The following is a 12,057-nucleotide window of genomic DNA, read 5'->3' on the forward strand; positions in this document are numbered from 1 at the left end:
CCCGCCTCATCACTGAGGCGGGCTTTTAAAGTTAGTGCAACCAATCAGGCCGCTTTTTCCAGCGTTATGCGTTGTGCAAGCCGCACCATACCGGCGCAGGCATCATCAATCTGATGATCTGCCACGCTGAGACTGAGACGCAGGAAGCCGACAAGATTGCTGCCAAAGGAATCGCCGGGCATTGTGGCGATCTTTTCTTCTTCAAGCAGGCGCATGGCGAAGTCTGCACCGGTCAGACCGGTGGCACGGATATCAACCAGAATAAACATACCTGCCTGAGGGATTTTGCAGGCGATGCCAGCCTGACCATCCAAGCGCTCGGAAATCATCTGCGCACGGCGATAAAAATTCTCCAGCATCTGCTTGGCCGCCGTTGCCGGACGGTTCAGCGCATAGGCTGTCATATCGGCGATGAATGGCTGCACGCCAAACAGCAGATATTCGGACAAAGGCAGCAGCCGGTCGGTGAATTCCTCAGGGCCGATGCACCAACCGCTGCGGAAACCCGGAGCCGAATGGGATTTGGAAATGGATGCAACCACAACAGTGCGTTCGGCCAGTTCCGGTATGTCGAGCGGTGAGGAAAACTCACCGTTGAAGACCAGCAGTTCATAAACCTCATCGGAAATGATCCAGAGATTATGCTTGATGCAAACCTCGCCGATTGCCGCGATTTCTTCGCGGCTCAGCATAGCGCCGGTCGGGTTGTGCGGCGAGTTAAGCAGCAGCACACGCGAGCGTGGCGTAATTGCTTTTTCCAGATCGGCAGCCTGCAGGCGGAAACCGTTCTCCTCACTGACCGGCACATAGACCGGTGTGGCGCCGGTTGCTTTAATCACGCCTTCATAAGTGGCATAGCAAGGATTTGTGGTGATAACTTCATCACCTTCCTCAGCCAAGCCGAACATGGCAATGGCCAGCGCACTCTGTGTGCCGGGGAAGCAAAGAATTTGCTTCTGGCTGATTTCGCGACCAGTACGCTTGGAATACTTATCAGACAATGCAGCGAGGATTGAAGGCTCACCGCGACCGCCGGTGTAACGGGTGCGGCCTGCGCGCATGGAGCGTGCGGCTTCATCAATCATATCCGCAGGTGTCGGAATATCCGGCTCGCCGATGGTCAGTTCGATAATTTCTTCACCAGCGGCTTTCATGTCGCGGGCGCGCATATGGACAGCCCATTTATGTGAACCCTGACTGCTCAGACGCTCGGTAATTCGTGCGTAACGCATCTTGAGCGCTCCTCCATATTTTTATTTATGCTTGCTGCATCTTGTAGAGCATCATTCCTTAAACTTGGACTGGTTCAGTGAAATTATGCTCTAATTTTAAAGTTTTAGAGCGACCAATATGTGCCAGATCCGGCACACGGCGCTCTAGTAATTCCTGCGTTGTATCGCATGAACCGAAGATAAGACCAGTGATGTTTCTGCATAATGTCAGAAAAGCATGCAAAATATGGTGAGAATTAATGTCTTACATTATAATATGTTGAGATGTTCAGGCTTGTCATTGGCGGACAGAGTTTATAACCATCCATGATAATTCTTTGATCTGTCCCATGAGGCTTTTTATGACCAATACAAATTTGACGCTTTTTATCTGTGATCTGCTGAGTGCCGCGGGTTCAGTCACAGTGCTGATCGGCTTGCTGATTGTGCTGTTGTCGACATCGCTGGAAAGCAGCAACGGGCAGGGTTCAGGTAAAAATTACATTGTCAAAGCGTCGAAACATTTCAGAACCGGTTTGGTTCTTGCCATTCTCGGCTTTCTGCTGCTGTCGATGTCGTCTTCATTCGAGCTGATGATTTACTAAGCCGCGTCAGCGATTGAAGTGCGCATACTGATAAAGGGGGGATTGTGATGGCCGTAGATAGTCTTGTTAGCCAGACCGATATGTTCTCTCACATGCGCATCATCAACGGCATGGGCATAAGCCTGTGCCTGTCGCGACTGTTGATTTTTGTTTCCAGATTTATTCAGCATCCATCCAAGAACAAAATATCCTATATCCACTCCGGTTGGATGCTAATTGTATTTTTATGGATTATCCAGTTCTGGTGGGATTATCTGTTCGAGAGCAGCGGCAAAACCTACGATATCTATCTTTATGTGCTGGAGCTTTTCTACGTTTTTGGCCTGTTTTTCATCTGTGTTACCTTAACGCCGGATGATGTTAAGGAATACGGAGACTATGAGAGCTATTTCTTTTCGAGGAAGAAATGGCTGTTCTCTCTTTTCATTTTTATCAATTTTGTACAGAGCATTGAGGGGATCAGAGAAGCTTATCTGAAAAGCGATTTCAGCGATATGAAACTTGAACTCTGGGTGTTGCTTTTATCGACCATCGTTATTCTGGTTGCGATGAATATTAAACGCAGACGATTTCAATATTATATGATTGGCTTGTTGATCCTTTTAATCCTGCTGGATTTCTTTTCCTGACAGACCCGATGCCAGACTGATTGCGTGATGCGATACGCTGATATTACCGGACAGTCTGGTTTTTGTGTGTTTCATAAATTTGATTCACAAGCGTTAATTCACTGTCATATCCACCCTCTATTGCGGAACCAGTTTTTCAACAAACAGGATCTGCAATGTTCAGAAAACTTTCAATCGCCGCTATGACACTGACTGTCTCTGCCACATCGTCAATGGCTGCGACCAATATCAGCTGGTGGCATGGTATGGGCGGCGCGAATGCTGATGTGATCAATGAAGTGTCAAAGCGCTTCAATGAAGCCCAGCAGTCCTGTGCACTGACACCGGTTTCCAAAGGCTCTTACGAAGAAGCGCTGGCTTCCGGTATTGCTGCATTCCGCTCCGGTGAGCAGCCGAATATTCTTCAGGTTTTTGATGCCGGTGCAGCCACCATTATCAATGCCAAAGGCGCGACCGTGCCTGCTGAAGACCTGATTAATAATGCCGGTTATAAATTTGACCGTGAAGCCTTTATCGAAGGCGTGCGCTATTTCTATGCGGCACCGGATGGCAAATTTGTTGGTATGCCGTTCAACTCCTCCGCGCCGATCATGTATATCAACACTGATGCGCTGAAAAAGGCCGGTGTTGAAGCGCCAAAGACCTGGGAAGAGTTTGAAGCTATTGCACCAAAGCTCAAAGAAGCAGGCTATATCCCGCTGACCGCTTCGCAGCTGACATGGCAGTTCACCGAGAACTTCTTCTCCCGTCAGAACATTCAGTTCGCCACCAATAATAACGGTTATGATAGCGTTCAGGACACAAAACTGAATGTGACTGATCCGAACCTCATCATGATGTTCGACAAGCTGAAAGACTGGGCTGATAAAGGCTATTTTGGCTTCTACGGTGCAGGCTGGGCAGACAATCAGAAGCCTTTTGATGAAGGTAAAGTTGCCTTCTGGATCGGTTCTTCCGGTTCATTCGGTGGCCTGCAGAAAACTGCAAAAATGGAATTCTCCGCTGACTTCCTGCCATACTGGAAAGCCGTTGACGGCGCAGGTACCAACACATTTATCGGTGGTGCGGCTCTGTTCGCTATGGCCGGTAAGCCGGATGCAGAAAACAAATGCGTTGCTGACTTCTTCCAGTTTCTGACGTCGCCGGAAGTGCAGAAATATTACCATCAGGCAACCGGCTATGTGGCAATCACCAAAGCTGCATATGAATTGGCAAAATCTGAAGGCTATTACGAAAAGACACCGGTTGCCGAAGTCGGCATCAAGCAGCTGATGCTGCCGTCGGGTGAATGGTCGAAGGGCTACCGCCTCGGTTTCTATCCGCAGATCCGTACCATCATGGAACGCGAATATAACCGTATTTTCTCCGGTGAAACCACTGTTAAACAGGCTTTCGAAACCATCGAAAAAGAAGGCAACGACCTGCTGACCCGTTTCGCAAAGACCGCGAACTAACAACTGAGAGATTTCTCTCAACGTGATGAACGGGGTCGGAGCAAACCATGCCTGACCCCGTTTTCAATCCACTCTTCTCAAAAGACGGGGATTTGCCGCGTGGCATATATCCAGACTTCTAAACCATCAAAACTGGCAGGGCTTTTCGCGCGCTTACCAAGGCTTGGTAATGCAAAGCAGGCAGAACCGGCCAAGCGTGTGCAGTTTAACTCACGCCTGCTGCCTTATCTGTTGCTGGCGCCACAGCTGGCTGTTGTTTTGATTTTCTTTTACTGGCCGTCTGTTCAGGCCATTCAGTCATCCTTCTATATTGAAGACCCATTCGGCTTCGGCTCAACCTTTGTCGGACTGGAGAATTATACGGATGTGCTGGTCAGCCCTGAATATCGCGGCATTGCCGGTTTTACGGCGATCTTTACAATTATCGTGACAGCTTTGTCGCTGGGCATTGGCATGTTGCTGGCGGTAAAAGCCGATGCAGTGATCCGGGGCAATGCCACTTATAAAACCGTGCTGATTTCGGTCTATGCTATTGCGCCGCCGGTTGCCGGTCTCATCGGAATGATGATGTTCGATCAGCATATCGGCCCGTTTGTAAAAATGGCTGCATGGTTTGGCTGGGATATGAAAGTCGGGTTGAATTATTTTGACACTGCTTTTGCGATGATCGTTGTGTCGGTTTGGAAGCAGATCCCTTATAATTTCATTTTCATCTTGTCCGGCTTGCAGGCGGTTCCGGCCTCGGTGCGTGAGGCCGCGGTGATGGATTGCCGCTCGGGTGCCCGTCGTTTCCGCACGGTTATTCTGCCTTTGCTGGCGCCGACAGTGTTCTTCTTGCTGATTATCAATATCACCTATTCGCTGTTCGATACTTTCGGGGTGATCGACGTGATGGTGAAGGATAAGGCCGCCAATAACCCGATTACGCTGGTCTATAAAGTGTTCATGGATGGCTTCCGCGGCAATGATATCGGCAGCTCTTCGGCACAGTCCGTCATTCTGATGCTGGTCGTGTTTACCCTGACCATCGTGCAGTTCCGCTTCGTCGAGCGGCGCATTCACTATAATTAAACAGGACATGTGATGCATAAAGTTAAAATTACTGATCATCTGATCCTGCTTGCCGGAGCGCTGTTTCTGATTATGCCGGTGGTGGTGGCTTTCACGACTTCCAGCCATACGGCGGCTGATATTCACTCCAACGGCTTGTCTCTGAGCTGGGGTGATAATTTCACGGAAACCTATGAAAAGGTGCTGACCCGTGAAGGTGGTTTTACCGGTCAGATCACCGGATCGCGAATGCTGATGAACTCGCTGATCCTTGGGCTCGGCTTTGCAATCGGTAAGATCGTGCTGTCGATGCTGGCGGCCTATGCGATTGTCTATTTCCGCTTCCGCTTTGCTACACTGGCTTTCTGGCTGATTTTCACCACACTGCTGCTGCCGCTGGAGGTGCGTATTGTGCCTTCCTATCAGGTGGTGTCGTCTTTCGGTATGCTCAATAGCTATTCGGGCCTGATTGTGCCGCTGTTGGCTTCTGCTACGGGTACTTTCTATTTCCGGCAGTTTTTTAAATCGGTGCCGGATGAATTGCTGGAAGCTTCCCGCATAGACGGGGCAGGGCCGGTGAAATTCTTCATTGATGTGCTGCTGCCACTGTCACGCACCATGATTGCCGCGATGTTCATCATCATGTTTGTCTATGGCTGGAACCAATATCTCTGGCCAATGCTGGTGACGACCGATGAGAGCTTCTTCACGCTGATGCGCGGTATCAAGCAGATTTTGCAGGTGTGGGTCGGGGCGCAAATTCCGGATTATAACGAGGCTTTTGCTCTTGCCGTGCTGGCCATGGTGCCGCCGGTGCTGATCGTCGTGGTGTTCCAGCGCTGGTTCATCAAAGGCCTGACCGAGAGCGACAAGTAAGAGATTTTAGGAGCCTTTAATGGCACAGGTTAAAATTGAAAATGTATCGAAAATCTATGCAGGCGGCACCAAAGCTGTCAGCGCAGTGAATATCGATATTAAAGACGGTGAATTCATTGTTCTGGTCGGCCCTTCCGGCTGCGGAAAATCCACGCTGCTGCGCATGGTGGCAGGGCTGGAAACCATCTCGGAAGGTGAGGTGGCAATCGGCAGCCGCACCGTGAATGAGGTGGAACCGGCAGATCGTGACATCGCCATGGTGTTTCAGAACTATGCGCTTTATCCGCATATGACGGTCTATGATAATATGGCTTATGGTCTGCGTAACCGCAAAACGCCAAAGGCCGAGATTGAGGCGCGTGTGGCAGAGGCTGCACGGATGCTGGAGTTGGAACCTTATCTGCAACGCAAGCCGCGTGCGCTTTCCGGTGGTCAACGTCAGCGCGTGGCGATGGGGCGTGCCATTGTGCGTAAGCCTGCGGTGTTTCTGTTTGACGAACCGCTGTCCAATCTTGATGCCAAATTGCGTGTTTCCATGCGCGGAGAAATCCGCCAGCTACAGCGCCGTCTTGGTACGACTTCGATCTATGTAACCCATGATCAGCTCGAAGCAATGACACTGGCAGACCGTCTGGTGGTTTTGAATGGCGGTGAGATTGAGCAGATCGGTGCGCCGCTTGGGATTTATCACAGGCCTGCATCGACCTTTGTCGCCAGCTTTATCGGTTCTCCGGCGATGAACTTGGCTGACGGCACTGTGCATCAAACACAAGTAATGCTGGGCGAGGATATTCTGAAATTGGATACACTGCCATCCGTGCAGGGCGAGCTGACAATCGGTATTCGTGCAGAAGATTTGCATATCGCTGAAGCGCATGAGCAGGCCATTCAATTCCGCACTGAATATGTGGAAGAACTGGGCGCACAGCGTATCGTGCATGGTTATGCGGGCAATCAGAAGCTGGTCGCCGCACTGCCCCCGCAGGCTGAAATCCGCGACCAGATGCGATTGGCGGTAGCAAGTGAAAAACTGCACTTTTTTGATAAACAAACCGGTAAACGCATTGAATTGTCGCAAACTGCCGCAACTGTTGTAAAAACAACCCAAGCTGTTTCTGCCTGAAATCTGAGAAATGATATGACTGAAGTAATGACTGTTGAAACCATGATCCATGCGCGTGTTGCTGCTCTTGATGTGCCGTCCCATGAAGAGCGTCAGAGCATCACACAGCTGGATAAAACCATGGCTGCTCATGACGCCAAGCTGGTTGCGATGGAGTGTATGACCCGTGTTGAAACCGGTGGTCAGGCTGCTTCAACAGCACCGCTGGCATTTCCGTTTAATGTCACGGCGTGGAATCTGGAGCGTTGTCTGTTCCCTGAGGCGAGTGCTGCGAAAGTGCTGGCAGAAAAACCTGCCGTGGCGCTGCTGACCGAGATGGACAATGGCATGGCGCGTACCGCACAGAAGAACATGACAGCGGAAGTCGCCCGCCATATGGATATGGAATATGCCTATGGCGTGGAGTTTATCGAGCTTGGCCTTGGTTCGGAAATCGAGCATTCCTTCTGTAAAGATGATTTCAATGAAAAAGGTTTCCACGGCAATGCGCTGATGTCGACTGTGCCGATGCAGCGGATTTTTGTGCAGCGTCTGGCCGGTGAACGCCTGTGGTTCTTTAATGGCGGCGATCAGCCACGACTGGGTGAGCGCAATGCAATCGGCGCAGTGATTGAAACTGTTGACGGGCCGTTTCTGGCAGTGTCTGTGCATTTGGAAAGCGCATCTCCGGCAGCCTATCGTGAGAAACAGGTGGCGCAGTTGATTGATGCGCTGGAGGCGGAATTTGGCGACATGCCAATGCTGATTGGTGGCGATCTCAATACCGGCAATCATGCGGAAGGGGATTTCGAGGCAGAAGGTCTGTTCCGTGTTGCTGCCGAGCGCGGCTTTACCCGCCACAGTGGTGCATTGGATCAGATGACCACGCGTCCAAGCCTGATTACCCGCTGGCCTGATCGCGCTATGAAACTGGACTGGTTCCTGAGCCGCGGTCTGGATATCACTGAGAGCCGCATTATCTCATCGCTGGATGATAATCAGCGTCCGCTTTCTGATCATGATCTGATCGTTTGCCGTGTTGATGGTTTCAGTGCTGCATAATCAGTTGAATTATGCCGGAGGGAAGCCTGTCTTCCTTCCGGTTTTGTAAAGAGCCTGATTGTCTCTTTATTGGGACGTTGTGGTTCCAAATAACTATCTTTTGGAGTTTTCGTCTTACGGGTAGGTTCATTTCATCAACTTGAAACCATGGAGTTTTGAAAATGTCCAAGCCTTATAACCGCCTCGATAAAGACAATGCAGCCGTTCTTCTCGTAGACCATCAGACAGGTCTGCTGTCTCTGGTTCGTGACATTGATCCTGATAAATTCAAGAACAATGTGCTGGCACTTGCTGATCTCGCAAAATATTTCAACCTGCCAACCATTCTCACGACATCCTTCGAAGATGGCCCGAATGGCCCGCTGGTGCCTGAGCTGAAAGAGCTTTTCCCGGATGCGCCTTATATTGCCCGTCCTGGTCAGATCAACGCCTGGGATAACGAAGATTTCGTGAAAGCCGTTAAGGCAACCGGCAAGAAACAGCTGATTATCGCTGGTGTTGTGACCGAAGTTTGTGTGGCTTTCCCTGCGCTGTCGGCTCTGGCTGAAGACTTCGAAGTGTTCGTGGTGACCGATGCGTCCGGTACATTCAATGAAATCACCCGTCATTCCGCATGGGATCGTATGAGTGCTAACGGCGCACAGCTGATGACATGGTTCGGTCTTGCCTGTGAGTTGCACCGCGACTGGCGTAATGATGTGGAAGGTCTGGGTACTCTGTTCGCAAACCACATTCCGGATTACCGCAACCTGATTAACAGCTACAACACTGTTAAAGCTTCGAAGTAATTGGGTAGCTGAGTTACTTAAGGATAAGACCGCGTAATTGATTACGCGGTCTTATCTTTTTTGGGCGTGCAATTTCATTTCCCGCCGTCGTTTTGCGGAGGAAGGAATGCCTAATTCTTCTCGATATTTGGCAACTGTCCGACGGGCGATCACAATACCTTCCGCATCAAGGTTTTGCACAATGGCCTCATCAGACAAAATGCTGTCGATGTTTTCCTGCGTAATCAGCGTGCGGATTTTGATACGCACAGCTTCCGAGGCAATGTCATCGCCGGTTTTGCCCCTGATCGCCGCATTGAAAAAATAGCGATATTCAAACAGTCCTTGCGGGGTCATCATATATTTCTGATTGGCAACGCGGCTGATGGTGCTTTCATGCATCTCAATCGCATCGGCCACCATCTGCATTGTCAGTGGTTTGAGCGCCTCAGCCCCGCTTTCCAAGAATGCCTGCTGGTGAGTGATGATTTTCTCACCGACATTCAGGACAGTTTGCGCACGCTGATCGAGAATACGGGTCAGCCAATTTGCCTTCTGTTTGCAGGCTCGCAGAAATTGTTTTTCTTCTTTAGAAAGGCTGCTGTCATTGAGTTTGCGGCTATAGTCCTCATTCATCAGTACACGAGGCAGAGCCTGTGGATTGAGTGCGATGCTCCATTCGCCGTTTGGTGTCTTGCTAACCAGCAAATCAGGAATGATAGTCAGGGCAGGCGTGCTGTCAAAAATTAAACCGGGTTTGGGGTTCAGGCCGCGAAGTTCGCCGAGCATTTCGCTCAGTTCTTCATCATCCGCATCGCAGAGTTTTTTGAGGGCTGTGAAATCACGTTTTGCCACCAGATCAAGATGTTTGAGCAGAATGGTCATTTCCGCAGTCAGGCGATCATCGGCAATGAGTTGCAGACGCAGACACTCCGCCAGATTGCGGGCGAAAAGTCCTGCCGGTTCAAATGTCTGACATTGGTGCAGAACACGCATTACCTGTTCTGGTGTCACATTCAGGCGCTTGGCGATTTGCGCCAAGTCTGCATGAAGATACCCGGATTCATCCAAAGTCTCGGCAAGCAGCTCGGCAATATGCCGTTCGGTTTTATCCCTGATGCTGAGATTGATCTGCTCGGCCACATGATCTTGCAGGGAATGTTGCACGGTGCCGAAATCTTCAACAGAATAATCCGAAGTGCTGAAAGAGGGCAGCGCACCGCTTGGCGCTCTTTGCAAAAGCGGATTGGCTTCTATTTCACTTTGTACAAAGTCTTCCAGCTCAGCACGGCTCATTTGCAGCACTTTGAGCGATTGCTGCATTTGCGGTGTCATGGTCAGTGATTGGGTCTGCCGCAGAGCGGGCTTGGAAGAGAGAGCCATTGATCTGTTTATAGCATCACTTTCAGTGTTAGAGCGGTTCAATTTAAAAAAATGTTGGAACCGCTCGATGTCTTTGCTTGTCGCATTGTCCTTAAGTAAAACCGCTGCGCACTTTTACGGGAAATGCTCTATTGATACGTCATAAAATTATTGTAAGCACGGAATCAGAATTTTCTTCTGTGCATGAGGATTGATGATGCGCCACTATATTGGAATTGATGTCGGAACCGGCAGCGCCAGAGCAGGGATTTTTGACAGCAAGGGCCAGCTACTGGGCACTGCAGCCTGTGCCATTGAAACCTTTCGCCCGCAGGCGGATTTTGCACAGCAGAGCTCGGCGCATATCTGGGCATCGATCTGCAAGGCTGTAAAACACGCAATGACTGAAGCCGCAATCGCTGCTGACAGTGTTGCCGGTATCGGCTTTGATGCCACCTGTTCGCTGGTTGTTGCGGATGCGGAGGGCAAGCCGGTCACTGTCAGCCCGAAAGGCGAAGCGGATCAGGATGTGATCTTGTGGATGGATCACCGCGCGATTAATGATGCCGAAGAGATCACTGAAATCGGTGGCAAGGTGCTGAACCATGTCGGCGGTCGTATGTCGCCGGAAATGGAGCTGCCGAAAATCCGCTGGTTCAAGCGTGAACTGCCCCAGAGCTGGACGCAGACCGCAGCTTTCTGGGATTTGCCTGACTGGCTGGTGCATCGCGCGACCGGCACCGATATGCGCTCGCTTTGCTCGCCGGCTTGTAAATGGACTTATCTCGGCGATCGGGGTAACGCCGGAGAAGGCTGGGATAGTGCGTTTCTTGAGAATATCGGCCTTGAAGAACTGGGTGACGACAATTTTGTTGCCATTGGCAACCGCTTCGGTGCGGCTGGTGAACTAGCCGGACAATTGTCGGAACAGGCCGCAACGGAGCTTGGTCTTAAAGCCGGTATCGCCGTTTCAACCGGCCTGATTGATGCTTATTCCGGTGCGCTCGGCACACTGGCCGTTGAGGACAATGCCGGTGTGAGTGCAACAGAACAGCGTCTGGCGCTGATCGCCGGTACCTCAACCTGCCATATTGCTCTGAGCAAAGAGCCGGTTTTTGTCTCGGGTGTCTGGGGGCCATATTATTCGGCTCTGCTGCCTGATCTCTGGGCAAATGAAGGTGGGCAGTCGGCCGCTGGTGCTTTGATTGATGCGGTGATCGCGCGTCATGCGGTCTCCGTTAAACTAGTAGCAGAAAATCCGGGTAAGCGTATTGCCGATCTGCTGGATGCGCATCTGGCTAAAATGGCTGAAGAAACGGCAACTCTGACCCGTCATCGTCATGTGCAGCCGGATTTCCACGGCAACCGCTCACCACTGGCGGAAAGCTGGCGTAAGGGCGCGATTGTTGGTCTGACACTGGATCACGAACTGGATGATCTAGCACTGGATTATCTCGCCACCATTCAGGCGCTGGCCTATGGCACAAGACACATTCTTGAAGAAATGCGCCATGAAGGCATGGAGATTGATACGCTGGTGGTCTCCGGCGGTCTGGCGCGTAATCAGCTTTATTTGCGTGAGCATGCAGACGCTACCGGTTGTCGTGTGCTGGTGCCGGAACAGGCCGAGCCAGTGCTGCTGGGTTCTGCCATGCTTGGTGCTGTTGCCAGCGGTGATTTCACGAACTTGCTGGAAGCAATGGCAGCGATGAGTGGCAAGGGTGAAGTGCTGGAGCCACGTAGTGGTGAAATCGCTGGCTATCACGATGCAAAATATCTGGTCTATCGCCGTATGCAGATGGATTATGCCGATTACGCAGAACTGATGGATGAAAATCCGGCTGTTGATGATGAAGATGAAACTGAGTCTGATTTAACTGCTTGACCTTACTATTATAGGAACCTTTATCCTGCTTATCAGTTGATAAGCAGGAGAGGT

At 50.8% G+C, this 12,057-nt stretch carries 11 protein-coding genes; 9 read left to right on the plus strand and 2 right to left on the minus strand.

Translation table 11 applies throughout. The features are described from left to right. Positions 1-44: 44 nt before the first annotated feature. Entirely contained in the window at positions 45-1,232 is a 1,188-nt protein-coding gene (locus tag DFR47_RS01305) for a pyridoxal phosphate-dependent aminotransferase (protein WP_113942609.1), read from the minus strand. A 341-nt stretch (positions 1,233-1,573) separates the two neighbouring features. Here DFR47_RS01305 and DFR47_RS01310 point away from each other — a divergent pair, with 341 nt between their 5' ends. The 8 genes from DFR47_RS01310 to ycaC all read left to right on the plus strand — a co-directional run bounded on the left by DFR47_RS01310 (position 1,574) and on the right by ycaC (position 8,777). Continuing rightward, the gene (locus DFR47_RS01310) at positions 1,574-1,816 is read left to right on the plus strand and encodes a hypothetical protein (RefSeq protein ID WP_113942610.1); all 243 of its coding nucleotides are present in this window, start codon (positions 1,574-1,576) and stop codon (positions 1,814-1,816) included. Between the two features lie 47 nt (positions 1,817-1,863). Further along, positions 1,864-2,445: a hypothetical protein gene (locus tag DFR47_RS01315; RefSeq protein ID WP_147245469.1), complete on the plus strand. Its 582-nt coding sequence runs from the start codon at positions 1,864-1,866 to the stop codon at positions 2,443-2,445. Between the two features lie 155 nt (positions 2,446-2,600). Continuing rightward, complete coding sequence (locus DFR47_RS01320; protein ID WP_113942612.1) at positions 2,601-3,899, plus strand: extracellular solute-binding protein; 1,299 nt, start codon at positions 2,601-2,603, stop codon at positions 3,897-3,899. A 132-nt stretch (positions 3,900-4,031) separates the two neighbouring features. Continuing rightward, positions 4,032-4,970 (plus strand): ABC transporter permease subunit, encoded by a 939-nt coding sequence (locus tag DFR47_RS01325; protein WP_245416437.1) that lies wholly within the window; start codon positions 4,032-4,034, stop codon positions 4,968-4,970. Between the two features lie 12 nt (positions 4,971-4,982). Then, positions 4,983-5,825, plus strand: coding sequence for a sn-glycerol-3-phosphate ABC transporter permease UgpE (gene ugpE / locus DFR47_RS01330; protein ID WP_113942614.1), 843 nt, complete (start codon positions 4,983-4,985; stop codon positions 5,823-5,825). A 19-nt stretch (positions 5,826-5,844) separates the two neighbouring features. Continuing rightward, positions 5,845-6,948, plus strand: coding sequence for a sn-glycerol-3-phosphate import ATP-binding protein UgpC (locus tag DFR47_RS01335; protein WP_113942615.1), 1,104 nt, complete (start codon positions 5,845-5,847; stop codon positions 6,946-6,948). A gap of 15 nt (positions 6,949-6,963) precedes the next feature. Continuing rightward, positions 6,964-7,989: an endonuclease/exonuclease/phosphatase family protein gene (locus DFR47_RS01340; protein ID WP_342633928.1), complete on the plus strand. Its 1,026-nt coding sequence runs from the start codon at positions 6,964-6,966 to the stop codon at positions 7,987-7,989. A gap of 161 nt (positions 7,990-8,150) precedes the next feature. Then, complete coding sequence (gene ycaC, locus DFR47_RS01345) at positions 8,151-8,777, plus strand: isochorismate family cysteine hydrolase YcaC (protein WP_113943171.1); 627 nt, start codon at positions 8,151-8,153, stop codon at positions 8,775-8,777. A 51-nt stretch (positions 8,778-8,828) separates the two neighbouring features. Here ycaC and rpoN read toward each other — a convergent pair whose 3' ends face one another. Next, on the minus strand, positions 8,829-10,139 hold the full coding sequence (rpoN, locus tag DFR47_RS01350) for an RNA polymerase factor sigma-54 (protein WP_113942616.1): 1,311 nt from the start codon (positions 10,137-10,139) through the stop codon (positions 8,829-8,831). Between the two features lie 196 nt (positions 10,140-10,335). On the opposite strand from rpoN, the gene DFR47_RS01355 reads away from it, so the two are divergent. Further along, complete coding sequence (locus DFR47_RS01355; RefSeq protein WP_210207242.1) at positions 10,336-12,003, plus strand: FGGY-family carbohydrate kinase; 1,668 nt, start codon at positions 10,336-10,338, stop codon at positions 12,001-12,003. The last annotated feature ends 54 nt before the right edge of the window (positions 12,004-12,057 follow it).

Source organism: Pseudochrobactrum asaccharolyticum (assembly GCF_003314995.1).
Classification (GTDB): domain Bacteria; phylum Pseudomonadota; class Alphaproteobacteria; order Rhizobiales; family Rhizobiaceae; genus Pseudochrobactrum; species Pseudochrobactrum asaccharolyticum.